The organism is Marinobacter sp. BW6 (genome assembly GCF_008107725.1).
Taxonomy (GTDB): domain Bacteria; phylum Pseudomonadota; class Gammaproteobacteria; order Pseudomonadales; family Oleiphilaceae; genus Marinobacter.
Genome location: NZ_VIRN01000037.1, coordinates 269,526 through 289,639, shown reverse-complemented (window position 1 = coordinate 289,639; position 20,114 = coordinate 269,526). Strand labels below are relative to the sequence as shown.

Here is a 20,114-nt window from a genome sequence, read left to right as displayed (position 1 = left end):
CTTTTCAAGAGCTCTTCTGGAACGCTGCGATGGAGCACCCAAGATGTTTCGCAAGGAACTAGTGTTAGCTCGACGACTCGACAATAGGCTTTGTTTGGTTGAAGCGTTACTCTCTGAGCTAAATCTGGAAAGAGGATTTCGTCTGCGTCCGATACCTGATTTTGGCTTTTCGTTTCCAGAAGACGCCAGCGAAATCTTGGTCGCGGAACTCGTAGCTCGTACTCGACAGCAGGCGAAAGAAGATGAATTCCTGCCCTTTAATTTTGATGGAGAAAAGAAAGGGTTCTCGTCTATTGTCATTCTTGCTCGAGTAAGTCAGGACCTCGAGTCTCTGGCTTTCTGGCTCGAGTCTGGCTTTATAGTAGTTGGATCAATAAACGCGAAAGCGCCTTTGGTAGAGAGCTCTCTCCGGGCCTCGTTTCCTGTAGATCTTTTCATAAACGGGCCTATCCCTCCAGCCGTAGTAATTGGTAGGGCCAATGTCAATCTGCTCGCCCAGGTCAGGGCTCTCGGTGAATGTGGTGTGCCGGTTGACTGTATCTTGACCAGAGATGAGATGCCGGTTATTGCGCGATCCAGCCGTTATGTCCGAGAGGTGTTCGACTGCCGCAATTGTACTGACGATCATGTGGTGGAGTGCATTAAGGCTATTTCGCAGGCCTCCCCGGCAAAGCCCGTGGTTTACACGGCGGGAGATCTTGAGATCGGTTTACTTGCTAGGATCTGGGAGGATGTCAGGGATTTGGTTTTAGCACCCAACGACCCTAAGCTGTCGAGTCAACTGAATAATAAAGCAGTTCAAATCGAGAAAATGAAAGCGTCAGGCGTAAAAGTGCCTTTGAGCCGGGTGGTAGAGGGCGACGGCAGCCTTGAGTCCGTGATACGAGATTTCAGTTTTCCTGTGATTTGTAAACCGACGGAGTTGGCAAAAAAGGGAGCCTTCATCGGCAAGACCCTTATCGTAGAAAACGATGTAGAGCTTCGTCAACGAATTGGGTGCTTGGTTTCTAAAGGGGATGCATTGGTCTTGATTCAAGAATACATTCCTGGGTCTCAAGACAATATTTTCTTTACCTTGGTTGCCTGCAGTAGAGGCGGCAATGTTTGTAGCAAAATAGCCGGACGAAAACTGATGGATGATGGCAGAGGCTGTATAGGAATTGGTGAGACGGTATATGACCGACTGCTGGAAATTGAGTCAGAGAAGGCATTTCGTGGGTTTTCGGTAGGAGGTGTGCTTGGAGTAGAGTTTAAACGCCATGACTTGACGGGAGACTTTTACTTTATTGAAGCGAATTTCAGACCGGAAAATACCCACGCAATGGCGCAAGCCGCTGGAGTTAATTTGTCGGTCATTACCTATCTTGAGGCAGTCTGCTTAGGAGGGCTTTACGCACCATTGTCTTATAGGAAAGTGACTTGGATGGACGCCTCCTTGGTTATTTTGAGGAAACTTCGTACGAGATCAAGCAAGGATTCTGTTCGCCAAAGGACAGGTGATAAGGGGAAGGTTATTGATGCACTCTGGTTATTGGCCGATCCGTTGCCGGCTATTGTCTGGTATTTGTTAAAGTCAGGGTCTCTTATAAAACGTGGCTTTAATCGCGTTGTCTCCCGCTTTTATGAATAATATATGGGTAATTTATTTATTAATGGGGAGGCCTTAAATATATGTTAAAGCGCGTTCTGGTTAATACTAGTTCAAGTATGGTGCAGTTGCTGGTCAGCATGGCGGTAACGTTTATAATGGCTCCCATTTATTTGGAGATGATGGGGCATTATGATTATGGTCTTCGCGAAATGGTTTTTGCATTCGTTGGCTATATGGGAATGCTCGATTTGGGAATGCGTCCTACAATAAGCCGTTTTGCATCCATGCATAACGCTCACAGAGATCGTGAGTCATTGCTGACAGTCTATGCATGCAGCCTGGTTTTTATGGGAATAGTTGGAACCTTTCTCGCAAGCTTTTTCTGGGTATGGTCATTTACCTTTCCAGAGATTATATATCCGAATGAGAGCGAAAGCGGGAATAAATATGTTCTCTTTCTTCTCTTGGTTGGCGCGCAGTTATTTTTCGTATTTCCAAAATTTGTAACAGCAAGTTATCTTGAAGGTCTTCAAAAGTATTACTTTAAGAATGTTGTTAATATTTTAAGCACGATTACAATTGCTGTTATTGCGTATAACTATATGACCCCAGAGAATGGTTTGATATTGCTGGTTGGTTTGGTCGCTTGTAGTGTTGTTGTTAAGCTGATAATTTTTGGGTTAATATTAATGAGGCCAGCACTGGGGAATATTTATCCAAATATTAGGTATTTCTCGAGGGCAAAGTTGCGTGAAATGCTTTCTTTTGGTTTTAAGTCTTTTATACAAGGGGCTGCTTCTAAAGTGGAAAGTATTTCTGATAAGTTGGTGATCGGCTCAATCCTCGGCCCCGCTGCTTTACCGGTGTATACCATTCCGTCAACGCTTGTGGGCTACATGGCCACCATCACCATGACCCTCACCCATGTTTTCATGCCTCTGTTTAGTGATCTCAATGCCCGCAACCAACAGGCAAAAATAAAGGCAGTGTATATGGTGGCCAGTAAACTGGTGGTTGGGCTGGTGATACCGATGGGCATCGGTATCAGTCTTATCGGAGGGCCGTTTATCGCCATTTGGTTGGAAGGGGAATTCGACCCTTCGCTCGTCGATGCGATTGTTGTTTTGCTTGTTGTCTATATGCTTGTGCCCAAGCTAAATCCTTTTGCAAGCCGTTATCTAACCGCTATAAACAAGCATGTAATTTTTGCCAAGGTTGCGCCGCCCGCAGCGTTGGTCAATCTGGGCCTTAGTATTTGGCTGGTATTTGAATATGGCGTGGTTGGTGCTGCGCTGGGTTCGGTGTTGCCCGTATTTGTTGTTATGCCCATATTTTTGAAGGTTGTGGCCAATAATCTGGAGATCACAATGCTTCAGTACATGAAACAAGTAATTTGGCCAGCGCTTCTTCCTGTGACTGTTATGGGCTCCGTCCTGATGTGGTGGCGCGTTGAGCATGGGTTCTCGGGTTACCTCGATATTATTCTTTCCGTGGTGGTGTCTGGAGCTGTGTATTGCCTTCTATATTGGCTGATGGCCCTCAAGAAGGAGGAGCGTGAATTGCTGATGCGTATTATGCCAGCACGTTTCAGATGGAACGTATGACAGAGGGAGTTTGCTGAATGTGTGGTTTCGCAGGATTTGCCGGGCTGGAGTTGCCTGGTACCAGAGACCAGTGTGAAACGGTACTGGATCGCATGGGGCAGGCCATTTTGCACCGGGGGCCAGATGCCGGCGGTGTTTGGTTTGATGGGGAATTACGTTTGGGGCTGAGCCACCGCCGTCTTTCCATTATCGACCTGTCGGAACTTGGTGCTCAGCCCATGGCATCCGAATCCGGTCGTTACGTTATTTCCTTCAACGGTGAGATCTACAATTTTCGCAACCTGAAAGTGGAACTGGAACGTTCCGGCGCCCGGTTTCGCGGCCATTCCGATACGGAAGTCATGCTTGCCGCATTCGAGGCTTGGGGTGTGGCGCAGGCACTGGCCCGTTTTAATGGGATGTTTGCCTTTGCCTTGGCGGACAGGAGCCAGCGCAAGCTTTATCTCGCCCGAGACCGAATGGGAGAAAAGCCGCTATATTATGGCTGGCAGGGGCATACCCTTCTATTTGGTTCAGAGCTCAAGGCCCTTGCATGCCATCCCTCGTGGAAAGGGGAGATTAATCGTAGCGCATTGCCGCTGTTGTTGCGTCATAACCTCATTCCAGCGCCCCATTCCATCTACTCCAGTATCCATAAACTTCTCCCCGCGTCATTCATTAGTCTCGATCTGGATCATCTAGTGCCCGGGGAATTGCCTGAACCCTCTCGCTATTGGCGCCTGGAAGATCAGTTCGGTGATGGCCTGGAATGGACTTTGGACGGTGCCTCTTCCCATCTCGAAACGTTGCTTGCTGAAGTGGTTGGTGATCAGATGGTTTCGGACGTCCCCTTGGGTGCTTTTTTGTCCGGTGGAGTGGATTCTTCCACTATTGTGGCACTGATGCAAAAGCAGGCAAGTCAGCCCGTTAGGACTTTCAGTATTGGTTTCAATGAAGAGGGGTTTAATGAAGCCGTGCACGCGGCGACTGTGGCGAGCCATCTTGGCACAGACCATACTGAGTTATATGTAACAGAGCAGAGCGCAAGGGATCTGGTACCCCGTTTGCCGCAGATCTACGATGAGCCATTTGCGGATTCTTCTCAGCTGCCCACGTATCTGGTCAGTGAAATGACCCGCAAACACGTTACCGTTGCACTGTCCGGTGATGGTGGTGATGAATTGTTCTGCGGGTATACTCGTTACCCAAGTATGCTTCGTGGGTGGCAGCAGCGCAATTCGTTTGGTTCCCAATTGAAAGCACTCTCCGGTCGGCTGAAGCCCGGCATGACCGCTCAGGCAATCCGTGCCCTGGTGCCGTCCCAGAAAGGGCGCAGTATCGAAGCAATTCGGTTCCGTCTCGCACGGGCGAGAGCTATCGCCTCTGCCAGGAGCCTGTCTGAGTTCTACCGGCAATCTGTGTCTGTCTGGTCCGATCCGGCTTTGGCGTTAGTGGAGCGGGGTGAGGGCAGTTATGGGCTGACCACACCACTTCCGGGCCAGGTGCCGGACAATGATCTGAAAACCCTGATGTGGCGCGACCTGAATTGGTATCTGCCAGACGATATACTGACTAAGGTTGATCGTGCTGCCATGGCCTGCAGCCTGGAAACTCGAATTCCCATGCTGGACCATCGGGTAGTGTCGTTTGCCATGGGACTGCCTGCATCCCTGAATATGAACGGGAGGGTCGGTAAGCAGGTGCTTCGGTCCGTATTATACCGCCATGTGCCCAGGAACTTGATTGATCGGCCGAAACAGGGTTTTGCCGTTCCGGTAGCAGCTTGGTTGAGGGGGGCTTTACGGGAGTGGGCGGAAGAGTTGCTGGAACCGTCCCTCCTACGTGAGCAAGGCTATTGGAAAGCAGACATGGTACGGCAGTTGTGGCATGAACATCTTTCAGGCCGGGAAGACTACAGTTTTGAGTTGTGGGGTATTCTGATGTTTCAAAGTTGGTTTTTGACCTCTACGCACCCATATGACATTTAGGCGATCGTTTGAAAGCGATGGTGAGTTAATATTAGGTGGTCTGAAAAAATGGAAGTTTTAGTAGCAGGTTGTAAGAAACCACTGGTTTCCATAATAATAACGACATTTAACCGTCGAGATTTTATAATCGAGGCAGTGGAGAGCGCGCTTGATCAGACATATAGTAACATCGAAATTATAATCGTAGATGATGGCTCTACTGACGCTACTGATGAACTAATAAATAAGACCTATAAAAATGAGCTTCGTGTTTCTTACTACTATAAAGAAAATGGGAAAAGAGCCTCTGCGTTTAATCTCGGTTTTGAGATGTCTAAGGGCCAGTTTATTGCAATTTTGGACTCAGATAACCGCTATAAGCCAGAGCGAATCGAAGCTGGCGTTACTGCGCTTATGGAAAATCCAGAGTTTGATATCTCGTACGGTGATATCATCACAATTAATGAAGCCGGAAAGGAAATTCATCGAAAAAACATGCGCCGTTATTCGGGTAATATTTCCGAGCAATTGGTTTATGATAATTGTGTTAGTATAAATACAGCATTAATCCCCAGGCGCTGTTTTGAAGATCTCGGGCTGATGGACGTGTCTTACAAACGTTCAGATGACTACGAGCTGTGGCTACGTTTCTCTACACAGTATAAGTTCCTGTATATTAGCCAGTATCTTGCCGAATACCGGGTAATGGAAAACCAATTATCGTCAAATACGCTAGGTAGACTGGATGTCAATCTAAGGCTTATTGAAGATTTTCGTTTAAAACATGGTGATCGGGTTGGTGATGATAGGTTTAGACAAGCATTTTGCAGAATTCATGCATTGAAATCTATTGACTATTCAAAGAAAAGGGAAAGGATGCTCGCTATCAAAGAGTTCCTCAAAGCCTTTAAGAATAAACCACTTGAAAGGGTAACCTTGAAGTCATTGGTTTTTTTATTGGGTTTTAAAAAATGATAGTTAACTGCTAGTTGGATGTTGGATCGTTTGGGGCTCGAGAAATAAGAGGTGAACTTATGGTCAGGGTGAGTGTGGTTACGCCAACCTACAACAGGGCCCGGTTTCTGCCGGAGGCGGTTGCGAGTGTTTTGGCCCAGACCTACTCCGACCTTGAGCTGATCATTGTCGATGACGGATCGGTAGACGATACCCGCAAAGTTCTCGAGCCTTTTTTTGCTGACGGTCGTGTTCGTTATTTCTACCAGGAAAACCAGGGTCAGAGCCATGCCCGTAATCTCGCTCTCGAGCACGCGGACGGGGATTTTATTGCGTTTCTCGATTCTGATGACCTCTGGTCTCCAGATAAACTGGAGAAGCAACTGGCTGTTCTGCGAGAAAGGCCTGAGGTTGATATCGTTCATGGTGATGAGGCCATGATTGATGAGCAGGGTGCCGTTATCAGCCTGGAGAACATGAAGCGTTATTCCGGCCGAATCACGCGGAGGCTGTTGGCTGACAATAGCGTGAGTATTACCACGGCGCTGGTGAGACGGCGATGCTTCGATGAGATGGGTGGTTTCGATACTTCGGTTGGGGTTGCTGATGACTACGAGCTTTGGTTGAGGTTTTCTGCCCGGTATTGTTTTTATTATGAGCCGGGCATCGTTGCTTCCTACCGGGTGATGGCGGATCAGATTTCATCCGATAAACGCCGGCGGTTCGCCGCGAACGAGCGCATTATCCTGACATTTCTGGCGCGGTATGGTGGTGTTCTTTCTCCGGCAGAACGCCGCTGGGGGCTGGCGCGTTTTTATTGTCGCAAAGCAAGGTACTTCACCAGCGTTGGTGACCGTGGCGAGGCGATGAGCGCCATTGCAAAGGCGCTGCGTAATGAGCCGCTTGATTCAGTAGTCTGGAAAGCGCTGTATCGCGTTATGGTGCCCCGAAGATGACACAGGTTACAAAGGTAAGTGCTGCGGCAGGTGGTGACAGGATGCCCCGATGCGTGCCCTGGCAGACGAAATATCGGGAGGGGGTGCTCAGGCTCTTCAGGGATGTGCCTTACAAGGCCGAATTGTGGCAGTGGCAGTTTGAGTCCAATCCATTTGGCTTGCCGTTTACGCCGATTGTACTGGTTGACGAAGAGGATAGGGTAGTTGGGTTCAACGGCGGGATGGGCGTTCGTACCACCGACCGGGGCAAAGATATTCCAGTTTTATGGAGCTGTGATTTTTACCTGGCTGAGCAGTGGCGAGGGCAGGGACTGGGTAGTGCCATCAAACATGAGCTGCACAAAAAAGCGCCTGTGGTAATGGCCTTTGGAATAAGCAACCAGGCCAGTGATGTGCTCCGTCACCTTGGATGGGTGCCCGATGAAACGGTGAGAAGCTACAGAATGCTGCGCCGGCGCAAGGGGCTTCGTAGCTGGTTGCTGAGTACTCTCCAGTGGCTGAATCGGCTGATGCGTGCTTTCTCCGCCGCGCCGGGAATCTCCGGAATAAGTATTAAAGTGCGCTCAAGTCTGCCTGCAAGAGAACAGGTTGATGCGCTTTGGGAGCGTTGCGCGCCGGGCTACGGAAGGGTTGTTCGAAGGGACTTTGCATACCTGAACTGGCGTTATCAGCTACATCCGTTGGGCCGGTATGCATTCATTTGTGTTTGGAAAAGTGATGAGTTGGCAGGATTACTGGTAACCCGTTTCGGCCGGCGCACCCTGCGCATTATCGATTATTGTGGTCCCGCCCAAAATCAGCCGCTTAAGCGCGCCCTTGTTGGAGCTGCAATCAAGCACTGGCCGCATGCCAATCAGGTAGTGTCAGTTACTTCGGATCCGGAACTTGCTGAGACGTTTCTTGCCGAGGGATTTGTTCAGCTCCGGGGCCGGCCTCGTTTCTATATCTATGAACCGGGTAGGGATAGCTCTGCAGATTCGTCGGCCTGGTTCATTATGGCTGGTGACTCCGATGGAGAGTTCCTTCAGGCGGCCAGTGATTTTTACACCACGGAAACCGTGCCGGGTGTGTCCGCACTGGAGCGTGCATCATGCTGACGATCAAACCGGTTTCCGAGGCCGGATTTGCCAGTATGGCGGACGAATGGCAGGCGTGCCTTGAAGTATCAGACGCTAACCCTCTCTTCATGAGCTGGCCCTGGCTCTATAGTTGGTGGGAAACCTGGTCTCAGATTCTGGGCATGGAGCTGGTCCTGTTGGGTGTTTTCGATCAGCGGGATGAGCTTGTTGGTATCGGCCCTTTTTGCCGCCGGGTATTGATGACGCCCGCAGGAATTCGGGTTGCCCGCCTTTACATGATTGGCAATGCCTGGCGGCTTGCGCCGACGGTGCGAACGGAGTACTACGGAATCATTGCCCGCCGTGGTTTTGAGCATCCGGTCAGGGCGGCGCTTGTTTCGGCGCTGGAACAGCTGGAATGGGATGAGCTGATCTGTAGCGATGTGCCCGTGGATCAGCTGGAGAATCTCACAACCGGCGGGGTTAATGAGCAAAGGGGCTACCGGATTATTCGCCGTACCGACGATACGGGGATTCGCATCGATACCTCAGGCGCTTTTGATGACTGGTTGGGAGGGCTTGGAAAGCATACCCGGCTGAAAGCCTATAACCGCAGGGCGTATCTGAAGAAGCAGGGTGAACTTGCTTTTCTGGACCACAATCAATGTCGTGACGGGGACTTTTTTGAGCGCCTCAATGCTTTTCATATGAATCGATGGGGGAAACCGGCGTTCGACGGGGAGGCGCTCAGGTTTCACCGCCTGTTCCTTGAGAGGCTGCATCTATGTGGCGGTGAGTCGGCTATGAGCGTGATCCTTTACAATGAGCGTTGTGTTTCCGTTTTATACGATCTGGTGGTCAGAGGTTGCCGGTACAATCTCCAGGCCGGATATGAGGAAGGTTTCGATGCGAAAGTCTCACTGGGTTATCTCCACCTGGGGTTCGCCATTGAGTCTGCTTTCAACCACGGAACAACAAGCGCGTATGATCTACTTGCAGGTACTGGTAAGAAGCAGTTCTATAAATCGCACTTTCATGGGGAACCTGTACATTTCTCTACGTTCCAAGTCGTTCGTAGCCCTCTGCTCAAGGCTCTGTATCGTATCCAGGCGGCTAGCCCCCCGTTAATTGCGCGGGCATTCAGTCGCAGGGTAGGTTTGTAGTCCTGTCGTGGCAAAAAACTCTGCGCACAGGCACAATATCCCCAGGACTGGTTTACATGTATGGGAAGTGGACGTATGACGATTGAAAGGATTCGTGATCGCAGTTTGGTTCAGACAGTACTTCCGTTCCTTATAATATTTGGCGCCCTTTTCCTGCTTATCTGGCCCACCGTCGAAGGGATTGTCAGTCGCTGGTTCAAGTTTGACGAATCCTACTCCCATGGCTTGTTGCTTCTATTGGTTTCCGTTGTTCTCGTTGTACGAACGGTAAAAAGAGATTCGCCTGTTCCCGGGTTTTACCCCTTGTGGCTGGTGCCCTTTGCCCTGGCGTTAATTGCATACGGCCTTGGCGATATCCTGCGCGTGCAAGCTTTGCGAGAGTTAACCGTAGTTCCACTGTTATTGGGTGCGCTTGCGATTTTGCTGGGTTGGCAACAGGTGAAAGCTTTTATTATTCCAGTCGGCATTCTTTTCTTTACAGTGCCGGTATGGGATTACCTGTCCTGGACCCTTCAAGTCATTACGGTTGAGATAAACCGGCTTCTGCTGGGGTTATTCGAGATTGATTTCGAAGTAGAGGGAGTCTTCGTATACCTGATTGGTGTCGGCACCTTTGAGGTCGCGCATGGGTGTTCTGGCTTGCGGTATCTGTTGGTTGGACAGTCCTTGGCCGCGTTGTATGGAGAACTTAATTTCAGGTGTCTGCGTTCGAGGATCGTGTTTTTCCTCACAGCAGTGGGCTTTGCGTTAGTAGCGAACTGGATTCGGGTTTTTGTGATCATTTACATGGGTTACGAAACCAATATGGAGACGAGTCTGATTCAGGACCACGATAACTTTGGCTGGTGGGTATTTGCAGCTACTCTGGTGCCATTGTTTTTCATTGGACGCAAAATGGAAATGTCCAGGGCGGAACAGTCACCGGTGCCCGAACGCGAGATGCTCATTACTGGCAGAGGCGGGAGCCGCCGATTATGGTCGGGAGTTGCAGCCACCTCGGCACTACCTGTTTTGCTGCTGGCGCTTTTACCTTCCTCTGCCGGGGAAATTAAGGCCACACCAGAATCGTTTGATTTTGTTTTGGGCACCGAGCGTTTTGGGCCGCTGTTCGGGAATCGGTTGAGTGGCTGGAAACCACAGGTGCGTAACCCTGATCTGGTCTTTGTCCAAACAATGTTTGACCGGGAGGCTGTTACCGGTGAGTCGGGACCTGAGCAGCAGTTATTTGTGGGAGTGTACAGTTACGAGTATCAACGCCACAGAGCGGAGCTCGTTCAATACTACAATCGTATCTATGACCGCGATGAGTGGTTACCAGAAAGATTCTTTAAAGTGACATCGCCATCTGGCTTCCCCCTCCAGGGTTTGACCCTGCGAAGCTTGTCATCTGGCAAACACGTGCATCTTGCATACGGCTATTATGTCGCGGGCGTGTGGGAGACAGATCAATGGAGGGCAAAGTTGGCTCAGGTAGTAAGCTTTTTCCGCTCTCGGATGGACGCATCTCTCATTGTTTTCGGCACTACGTGTGAGGCCTGTGATGGTGAGGCTGCGGTGAGTGATCTGGTAAGCGACGCTATGCCAGCGATTGTTAATCAGGTTGATCAGTATTTTCAGCGATAGGGTAAATTGCGTGACTCCGGGTTATTTTCCTACTTCGTGAGAGACGATCTCTGAGGGTGGGCTTTCCAGACCATCGGTATCGACTACTCTAATTGTAAAGTACCAGGTTCCAGGGGAGAGATTATCGAACTCGTAGGTCGTTTCTGCGCCATCAATGCGCTGAATTTCGGTGAGGCTTTCCGGGTCTTGACCATACCGGACCTCGTAGTAGTCTATTTCGCTCAGCAAAATAGATGTCCCGTCCAAGCGTGTACCCGGCGCTGTCCACGACAGGTTTGCGGTGCCTACAGCGGGTAGCTCTGGTTCGCTGGATTCGGGGGCGGTAATCTCCGAGGTTCCATCGGTAGTGATCGGTTCCAGTGTCCATGGATGAAGGCCATTGTTGTAGGCTTCCAGGTTGGAGACCCCATCGGTGTTAAAAGCCTGAGACGCGTCGTTGCTCCATGGGTTGAGACCATGCTTGAGCTCCCACGTATCCGGGATACCGTCCACGTCAGAATCCAGTGAATGGCTATACTCCAGATTTGGAGCCCTAACAGTGCCTTCTACTGAGACAGCTTCACCGGTTGAAAGATCGGTGATTGATAGTTGTGCAACAGCTCCGCCCCGGTCTTCGTAATACTCAACTGTAACCGGGACAGATTCTCCAGGCTGAAAAATTGCGGTGTGGTTGAAATTCGCCGGCCCATGATCACTCCAATCATTAATGGCTAGGTCGCGATTCAGGTAAAGTCGATTGCCGTCGTCTGTTCGGAGGGTGAAGCGATACATGCGGGTACCGTTGTCGTGAGGGGCAGTGAACTCCCCACTCCACCTTATACTGAATGTGTCCTCTGGCATTGAGGTCATGGGCCTACCGTAACGCCAGTCAAAGTCGAGAGTGGGTTCCTGGCGCGCCGCTACAAATTGATCGAAGTTCGTGCCGGTAAAATACTGGCCTACAAAACCTGCGGAATAAACGAGTTGGGCCTCAGGTATGCTATTTGGATCGTCCATTGCGGTGCCGGCAAGATATTCTTCCAGGTTGGTGAAGTTGTCACCATCAAGATCCTCACTAGCGTCGCCCGGATCAAGTGGATCGAGACCGGCTGCGTATTCCATACCGTCGGGTATGCCGTCTCCGTCAGTGTCCGGGTTGTTTTCGGCAGTTCCGATAAGGAATTCATCGGCTGCAACGATGAGGTCATTGTCTGGGTCTGACAGGGCATCGGCAGGGCTTGTCGGGTCCAGGCCATGAACTACTTCCCAGTTGTCGTAGATGCCATCCTGGTCCGCATCCTGAGGAGGGAATTCCGGGTTGAATGTAAGTGCCTCTGCGCTATCAAGAAAGCCGACACGATATCCGAGTGAATAGGCTTCGGCGGTGGTCAAGTTGTCGTTGGACGGCGGCTTACCCAAAGAATAGATATAGTCGCTTCCGATTACCTGTTGGATGATTCCCGGTCCTTGCCAGGCCACACTGAAATGGTCGCCACCAGTTGCCTCCTTAAACCGAATTTCAAAGTAATAGCGTTTTCCCTGGGATAGGGGTTGAATCGGAGAAGTTTGGGAGCTGTACTTTGTATATTGCTGACCACTGGTATACCCGGTGACAGCAGCGATCAGTGACAAGTTCTCCTTCGTACCGTCTGTGGAGAGCCATAGCTGTGTTTCATCGTCGCCGCTGACAAAAAGAGTATAGTCTCCACTCACCGGAGCTATAATATATCCTCTTACCAAAGCCCCGTAATTATCCCCGCGGTATGGGGCCACCTCCAGGGAAGTCAGTTCGACGATTTCGTCAGGGTTGTCAGGGAACTTAGGGCTTTCGAGAAGATCTGTAACTCTGCGTCCGGGTATATCGTCGTAATAACGTAATTCGACTATTCCCGGTTTGCTGGTAGCTGGTAAAGACGCGGTTGGTGGCAAAGATTCGACGTTGCCAATCTGCCAGCTTTGGCAGCCGCTGACCCCGATAACCACAACCCAAAGCCCGAGCAGTCGTAGCCTGGCCATGACACACCTTCCTTGCGCAACAATACGATGTGTAAAGTATTGTTGCGAAGGCGGGAGCTCGCCACCGTGCGGTAGGAACGTTTCGGTATGTTGTTGCGGTGGTTATATTATTTATTTCTGGCTTCGCGTTACCCCCGCTCACTAAACTGCTCGAGCACTCTTTTTGCATCGGCATCGCGCCCGTTAGCGCGATAGGCCTCTGCCAGATGCATGGCAATTTCCTCAGAATTAGGTTGCAGTTTGTGGGCTTTTTCCAGAACTGGAACGCTTTCCTCTGTCTGCCCGCCCTGTAGCAGAATCCAGCCATAGGTGTCGGCAATAGCCGCGTTATCGGGATTCAGTTCGAATGCTTGTCTGGCAAGATCAATAGCGCGGCCATCACCTTTCTCGTGGTAGATCCACGCCAGGTTGTTAAGAGCGACCACGTTCTGGGGGGCGACCTCCAGCAATTCTTCATACGGCGGTATCGCTTTTTCAGGTGCCTCGTTTTCCTGATGAAGCATCGCCAGATTCATCAGAATCTGAGGGTTCCGAGGGAACTCCTGGCGAGCGCTCTCGAGTGCTTCGACGGCTTTGGTGCGCTGCCCGGACTGGACGAGGGCTCGGGCATGGGCCACTTCCAGTTCGGCGGTTTGATCCAGCTCAAGGCCAAGCTGATAGAGCTCGGCCGCTTCCCTAAACTCTCCTTGCCGTTCAAAATAACGGGCTTCTACCAGGAAGGGGGCCGAAGATTCGGGATGTTGTTGTTTGACGTCTCTCAGGGTGTCCCGGGCCTCCTTGGTATTGCCCTCGATGAACTGGATAGCGGCGGCCTGAATACCGATTTCCTCGCTTTCCGGGAAGAGGATGCGCCCCCGGCGCAACACATCGGATGCCTGCTCAAATTGTTCCCGCTGGGCCATCTGAGTCGCAATGCCGTGGTATATGGAAGCGACCGTTGATTCGGCCGGGGCAGGGCGTGATTCGTCTTCACGCTCTAGAAGACTTGCTGTTAGTTCATCGGCTCGCTGAGTGTTCTGGTTGATCAGCGCCGATTCCAGCAATATCAACCTGGGACCATAAGCGTCCGGGTTTTCCGCCTGGATGCGTTCCATAAGGGCTGTCAGTTCCTCCCTTGGCATTACTGCCGAGATGCCCTGTAGTGCCTGACGGTTGTCAGGAGCCAGCTCAATGGCGCTGCGGTAGTAGTCTTTTGCCTGCTGCGTTTCACCGCGTAGCAGCGCGAGGTTGCCAAGAGCATTAAAACCAGTGGGGTTTGCGGTGTCCGCTTCTACAGCTCTTTGGTAATACTGTTTTGCCTCTTCGATTTTCTCTGCGTTGGCGGCAACATTGCCGCGCGTCACCAGGGCGGCCGCACTTTGCGGTTGTGCGTCTACCCAGTCGGAAGCCGCTGCGATTGCCGCATCGTTGTCATTAGACGATACATGCGCCTGAACGATCAGCAACCTTGCCTGTTCCGATTCGGGATTATTCTCAAGAACCTGATTAGCCTGTTCGATCGCACGCACGGTCTCTCCTGTCCGCACCAGATAGGTGGCATACCTCAGCCTGAGGCTGTCGTTGTCAGGCGCAAGTTCCAGGGATTTCTGGATGAATTGTTCGCCACTTTCGGTGTCTCCGCTGATCAGTGACGCGATACCTACGAGCGCCAGGATATCCGGGTCCGAATCCTGATTGTCCATGTTGGCGAGAACTTCCCGCGCGCCCTCCGGGTTACGCATTTGCAGGCGGGTAGCGGCGAGGAGCTTCCGAGCCTGATCGGAATTGCCCATATCGGCAACTGGCGCGAGCAGAGCCTCAGCTTCTTCGGCCTGGCCTTGACGAAAGCGGACCAAGCCAAGCATCAGTGAGGCCTGTTCGTGTCCTGGCGCCTGCGTCAGAACTTCCTCAAGATAGCGGGCCGCGTTATCCAGTTCGCCGTTGTTGAAGGCTTCCTGGGCAGCGTTCAGGTTGCTCATCATTGTTCCCGGAGCCGACTTGGCAAGAATCTCCTCGTAAACAAAGGCTTCCGACGATTTGCCCTGTTCCCGCAAGACGTTGACCAGGGCCGACATACTTTCGAACTTCTGGTAGGTCATAATGTCGTACTGACCGATCGTCTCCAGCGCATTTATCAATCCTTGTTCGGCTTCTGGCCAATCCTTTCTGTCTTGTGCAACGCTGGCCTTGAGGAGCCATAGTTCGACGTGGTTCGGATCAAGTTCTTCGGCTTGAGCAACATATTCATCAGCTTCACCTGGCTTGTTCTGACGGTAAGCCGCCCTTGCCAGACCGATCAAGGGCCGGACCGCATTCGGGTCGGTGCTCTTGGCAGCGGAATACGCTTCTTCCGCCTGATCAATACGGCCCGCAGCCAGGTGAATCTCCCCTCTGAGCAATGCACCTTCCAGCTGTTGAACGCGGTCCGGGTTTTGAAGCGAATCAACGGCCGCCAGCGCTTGTTCATACTCACGTTGCATCAAGCGGGCTTCTGCACGAATCAGCGCTGCGTCGTTTGCATTCTGTTGGCTGATGGATGCTTCGCCAATATCGGAAAGGAATTGATCAAGCATGCGCTCAGCATTTCTGGCATCGCCCGCCGTAAGAAGATTGTTGATGATAACAAGATGTGGCTCTACCCGCTCCGGCTGCAGCTCAATGGCACTACGCGCCTCCAGAGTGCTGGCTTTGAGCTCCCCTTGGCGCTGGAAAAAGCGCGACTGATCCATATGACTAAGATACTGGATGTCTTCTTGGCTCATTTCTTTCTCCTCTTCGCTGCAACCTGCAAGAGTGAGAGAAATGGCACCCATAAGGAGGGTGGCAAGTAATGTTGGAAATGGTTTCATGGCCCTGTTCCTATCCCTTTAGAGTCTTATTTTGGATTCCTTGCTTGCTACTCAGGCACTTGATGATTCGGATGACGTTTGTATCCGGTATTTATCGGTCAGGTTGTAAAGTGTTGGACGAGTGATGCCCAAAACCCTCGATGCTTGCGCCATATTGAAACTGCAGGACTGAAGAGCCTGTAAGATTGCCGCTCGCTCGGCATTCTCACGCACTTGCCGCAGGTTAAGTTGCTGGTCCTGGCGTTGTTGCCCCCCGTCTAGCTCCAGGTCTTCAGCTGTAACGCGCTTGCTATCTGCCATAATGATGGCTCGTTTTACTTTGTTAATCATCTCTCGAACGTTGCCCGGCCACGGGTAGTTGCTGATGGCGTTGATTGCCTCCTCGCTGAACGAGAGGTTAGGGCGGTCCATATGTTTGCCCAGTGATTTAAGCAGGGATTGCGCTATCACCAGCGCGTCACCCTCACGCTCCCGAACCGCGGGCACATCAAGGGTGATTTCGCTGATCCGGTAGTACAGATCTTCCCTGAAATCACCGCTGTCGATCAATTGCCTGACATCCCGGTGGGTCGCGCAGACCACCCGAACATCAACGGATATGGCATTTACCGAGCCCACCCGGTCGATCACGCGTTCTTGCAGGAAGCGCAGCAGTTTGGCCTGGAGCGCCATGGGCATGTCGCCGATTTCATCCAGAAATAGGGTTCCACCGTTAGCGCTTTCTATCTTCCCTTTTTTGGATTGGGTTGCTCCGGTGAATGACCCCTTTTCGAAGCCAAACAGCTCGCTCTCCAGTAAGTTCTCGGGAATAGCTGCGCAATTAATGGCGGCAAAAGGTTTGCTTGAGCGGGGACTCAGGTCGTGAAGGGCTCGTGCAAGCAGTTCCTTACCGGTACCGGTCTCGCCGGTAATCAGCGTGGTCACGTCAGTAGGTGCAACTTTTTCCAGTGTTCGGCAAACCGCCAACATTTGAGGGCTTGCAGCAACAATGCCCTTGATATTGGTGCCGTTGCCAGCCCGGGAAAGTTCAAGGTTTTCGTGTTCTAATTCCGCTAGCCGAAAGGCCCGGTTAACCACAAAGGTAAGAATGTCTGCATCCAGGGGCTTTTGATAGAAATCGGAAGCGCCCATGCCTACGGCCTTAACGGCATTGTCTTTGTCTTCTCGCCCGGTCACTACGATAACTTTGGTCATTGGGGCGAGGCGAAGGATTTCTTCAAGCAGATTGAAGCCTTCCGATGCACCACCCGGATCTGGCGGAAGGCCGAGGTCGAGAGTGACAACTTCGGGCTCCTCACGCCTGAGCGCCGCCAACGCGGAATCCCGATCGGATGCTACGGTTACTTCCAGGTCTTCACTGAAACACCAGCGCATCTGGCTTTGAAGGCCCGGATCATCTTCTACGATTAACAGTCGTCTGGTCACAACAGCAGTAAATCCTTTTTTAGTATGTGTCCTTAACCCTGATTCTTAACTGAACATTGACACTTTGCAATGCTGGTCTTTCCTGATGCAAGAAAATGTCAGTTAATTGGCGCTCTCTCTGGTGTCTTCAATGGTGTTGGCGTTCACTTGGTTGTCCGTTTCAGGCGTTTTTACCGCATCGGAGTCAGCCAGTGGAACGCGCACTGAAAAGCATGAACCTATTCCTGGTTCACTTGTGACATCAATGTTGCCGCCAAGTTTCTGGATGTATTCACGAGCCTGGTAGGCGCCGATGCCCATACCGGTGAGGCCCTTTGTGCTCTCAAAAGGCTTAAAGAGTTGGCCGTTGATAAATTCCTCGGTCATTCCGCAACCGGTATCCTGAATGAACAGAACTACATTGCCTTTTGCGAGCTTTAAAGACAGAACCACCTCACCATCGGGCGCAGTCGCATCCTGGGCGTTCTGGATTAAATGACCCAGAACGCTCTGCAGCTGATCGGGATCGGCTTTGATTCTGGCATTGGGAGGCGTGCCCTCCAAATGCGGAAAAGGTGCCCTGTGCTGGTGGCCTGCAATGATTTCAATAACCAGCTCTGTCAGGTTTAACGGCGCGAGCTTGCTGTCATCATCAAGAGAGGGTTTCCGAATGTGTTCAACGAGGTTGGACATTTTGCGAACAGCATGCTCTGTGGTATTGATCATGTCGTCAATAAAGGCTGGGTTGTTTCGGTGTTTCGGCGCATTTTTTACAAGCAGTGAAAGCTGGGCAATAACGGTTTTGAGGTCGTGCACCATAAAAGCGGAAGCCTTGCTGACGGCTTCAAACTGCATTGCCCTGGATAGGCGATTCTGGGCATCAGCCTGAGCCAGCAGGTTGCATGTTTGCCTGGCCACAACCTTTATGAGATCAAAGTTCTCCCAATTCAGTTCGACGCGAGCATAGGGGTTACCTACAAGCGCCAAGCCATAGAGTTCATTGCCGAGGTACAAAGGAATGATCAGCCAGCCATCAGGTGTTTTGGTAATGGCGTCGGGAATTTCGAGAAGGTTGTAGCTGACAGGGTCTGATTGGTACTCGTTTAAGTCGACAATCCACTCACGGTCCCGGAAGAACCGGACCAACTCCGAGTCGCCATCCACTATGGTGTGTTTGGGGGTCGAAAGGTTGATGGCGGCCTTGAGTACGTATGCATCCTGCTCCCCTATAAGCCAGATGGCGCCGGCGTTGCTTTCAACAAGTGCCGCCAACATTCTGATCACTCGCTCGGGGAGAGGAGGGTCGTCGCTGAGATCTGCCAGTTCCCGGGTCATTTTTAGCCATTCTTCCCGGTAATCGTACTTGTAATCGAAGAAATTCTGGCTGATCAAGACCATCAGTTTTGAGCGGATACGCCGGGAAAGCAGGAGTGTTGTCAGGAATACCAGTGAAATGGTGAAGAAAAGGACCTGAAGGGCATCCCCCCATTCACCTCCAAGCACCCGCACATAATATCCGCCGAGGGCCAGAAAAAGCAGATAACCGCCGGCAAACACCAGAGTCCCTGCGTGAAAAAATGCAGAACGTGATAGCTGGAAATCTACCGGCTGCTTGCGAGTATTGATAACGTTAATGGCGAACAGCGGGGTAAGCAGGGCATTTACAAATCCCCTGGCATTCCAGAACGAGTCTGACACCTGGCCGAAGAGAAGAGCATCGGCATACATGAAGAAATCGAAAGCGAAGATGGTGGCAATGCCAATGCAGATGTATTTGATACTTGACCGGCCGAAGCTTGGGGAGTTGCGCCAGATCTGCTCAACCATTGAGAGGCCAAGAAGGGAGAGGCCGATTTGGCCCAGCAGTTTGGCTTTTCCAGTGGATATACCGACGCTACTGAAATTTTCGATTAGCGCGATGCCAACCAACAGCGTCAGAAGGATCACCGTAGTGGCCCCAAGGATTCGTTTTACTTTGCTTGTAAGCCTGTTTTCTTTAAGTCCGTCTTTAAGTAGAGCAAACAGCAGGTAGATCCAGGAGGCGTCCCGCAGCAGTTCGACAAGATAACGAATGTTGAAGCCAGGCAGTCCCCAGAGGCTTTGGCTGACGATTGTTGCAGCCCAAATCATGCTCACGGCTGCGGCAAGTGCCAGTGCCCGGTCGACACCCCGTCGCAGGTAGCGCGAGGCGACCAATGTACCTAGTAGCCCGAACGTAATAGCTGCCAGCGAGTAGCTGAGTACGTCCATGTTGCTGAACATGCTTCATTGCCCCAAAAAATAAAAAACTCTTTGGCAAGAATAGCTTTGTTTTGAAATGAGGGTAACTCATTTACAAAAAAGCCAGCGTTCTTCAGGCGCTGGCTATTTGTTCTTTATGACATTAATTAGCTCTTGCGTCTGCGTGAGAGACCGAGTCCAGCCAGCCCGAGACCGAGAAGGGCAAGAGAACCTGGCTCTGGAACCTTTGCAATAACAGAGACGCTGTCAAGGAAGTTACCCAGGGTTTGGGTTTCCGGATTGACAGAGGTGAACATAAGCCTGGTCAATTCTCCTGAAGCTGTGAACATGCTGGAGAAAATGGTCCAGTCACTTGCGCTTGTGTTGGCGATATCCTGATTCAGGCCGCCCTCATTGATGTCCCCTGCAGTAACGTTAAAAGATTCTGCGCCAGAACCTGACCTGGCTCTATAAGCAAAAGTCAGCTCATAGCTTTGGCCGATGTTGGTAACGATATCCTGAAACAGAGTGAACGCATTGCCTGTTTCGGGGTGCGCATTAAGCTCTGCAAACTGCCCGCCCTCGTTGGCATTGACGCCATTGAAGCCCGACTTCCAGATCTCGATATTATTGGTTTCGCTGTCCCAGCCTGCGACTTGGTCAGGGGTGAAAAACCCCCATCCGCCCGACGCCTGCGTGAGTGCCGGGGAGGTTTCAAAGCCTCCGTTTGTAAGCAGGTTGCCTGATGCCATCATTGGAGCAGCAAGCAGAG

General features: G+C 51.3%; 13 protein-coding genes. 8 read left to right on the top strand and 5 right to left on the bottom strand.

All coding sequences use genetic code 11. The annotated features are described in order from the left end of the window. Positions 1 to 43: 43 nt before the first annotated feature. The 8 genes from FMN52_RS02860 (at position 44) to xrt (ending at position 10,895) form a co-directional block, all read left to right on the top strand. Positions 44 to 1,630 carry a hypothetical protein gene (locus FMN52_RS02860; RefSeq protein ID WP_148607211.1) on the top strand — a complete coding sequence of 529 codons (1,587 nt, stop codon included), beginning with the start codon at positions 44 to 46 and terminating at the stop codon, positions 1,628 to 1,630. Positions 1,631 to 1,671: 41 nt separating this feature from the next. Further along, entirely contained in the window at positions 1,672 to 3,195 is a 1,524-nt protein-coding gene (locus FMN52_RS02855) for an oligosaccharide flippase family protein (protein WP_148607210.1), read from the top strand. 17 nt (positions 3,196 to 3,212) lie between these two features. Beyond that, on the top strand, positions 3,213 to 5,162 hold the full coding sequence (gene asnB / locus FMN52_RS02850; RefSeq protein ID WP_148607209.1) for an asparagine synthase (glutamine-hydrolyzing): 1,950 nt from the start codon (positions 3,213 to 3,215) through the stop codon (positions 5,160 to 5,162). 48 nt (positions 5,163 to 5,210) lie between these two features. Beyond that, the gene (locus FMN52_RS02845; protein WP_148607208.1) at positions 5,211 to 6,116 is read left to right on the top strand and encodes a glycosyltransferase; all 906 of its coding nucleotides are present in this window, start codon (positions 5,211 to 5,213) and stop codon (positions 6,114 to 6,116) included. Positions 6,117 to 6,175: 59 nt separating this feature from the next. Beyond that, positions 6,176 to 7,051, top strand: a complete 876-nt coding sequence (locus FMN52_RS02840; protein ID WP_148607207.1) for a glycosyltransferase — start codon at positions 6,176 to 6,178, stop codon at positions 7,049 to 7,051. Next, positions 7,048 to 8,148: a GNAT family N-acetyltransferase gene (locus FMN52_RS02835; protein ID WP_148607206.1), complete on the top strand. Its 1,101-nt coding sequence runs from the start codon at positions 7,048 to 7,050 to the stop codon at positions 8,146 to 8,148. Before FMN52_RS02840 ends, FMN52_RS02835 begins: the two co-directional genes overlap by 4 nt. Continuing rightward, positions 8,142 to 9,272 carry a GNAT family N-acetyltransferase gene (locus FMN52_RS02830; RefSeq protein ID WP_148607205.1) on the top strand — a complete coding sequence of 377 codons (1,131 nt, stop codon included), beginning with the start codon at positions 8,142 to 8,144 and terminating at the stop codon, positions 9,270 to 9,272. Before FMN52_RS02835 ends, FMN52_RS02830 begins: the two co-directional genes overlap by 7 nt. Positions 9,273 to 9,347: 75 nt before the next feature. Next, a complete protein-coding gene (xrt, locus tag FMN52_RS02825; protein ID WP_148607204.1) occupies positions 9,348 to 10,895 on the top strand; it encodes an exosortase in 1,548 nt (515 codons plus the stop codon). A gap of 21 nt (positions 10,896 to 10,916) precedes the next feature. On the opposite strand, the gene FMN52_RS02820 is transcribed toward xrt, so the two are convergent. The 5 genes from FMN52_RS02820 to FMN52_RS19940 all read right to left on the bottom strand — a co-directional run bounded on the left by FMN52_RS02820 (position 10,917) and on the right by FMN52_RS19940 (position 20,094). After that, on the bottom strand, positions 10,917 to 12,890 hold the full coding sequence (locus FMN52_RS02820) for a PA14 domain-containing protein (RefSeq protein ID WP_148607203.1): 1,974 nt from the start codon (positions 12,888 to 12,890) through the stop codon (positions 10,917 to 10,919). Between the two features lie 128 nt (positions 12,891 to 13,018). Continuing rightward, positions 13,019 to 15,631, bottom strand: a complete 2,613-nt coding sequence (locus FMN52_RS02815; RefSeq protein ID WP_240339374.1) for a tetratricopeptide repeat protein — start codon at positions 15,629 to 15,631, stop codon at positions 13,019 to 13,021. Positions 15,632 to 15,769: 138 nt separating this feature from the next. Beyond that, positions 15,770 to 17,143, bottom strand: a complete 1,374-nt coding sequence (gene prsR, locus FMN52_RS02810) for a PEP-CTERM-box response regulator transcription factor (RefSeq protein ID WP_148607201.1) — start codon at positions 17,141 to 17,143, stop codon at positions 15,770 to 15,772. 102 nt (positions 17,144 to 17,245) lie between these two features. Next, complete coding sequence (prsK, locus tag FMN52_RS02805) at positions 17,246 to 19,384, bottom strand: XrtA/PEP-CTERM system histidine kinase PrsK (protein ID WP_148607200.1); 2,139 nt, start codon at positions 19,382 to 19,384, stop codon at positions 17,246 to 17,248. Between the two features lie 125 nt (positions 19,385 to 19,509). Then, positions 19,510 to 20,094 (bottom strand): DUF642 domain-containing protein, encoded by a 585-nt coding sequence (locus FMN52_RS19940; protein WP_162525016.1) that lies wholly within the window; start codon positions 20,092 to 20,094, stop codon positions 19,510 to 19,512. Positions 20,095 to 20,114: the final 20 nt, after the last annotated feature.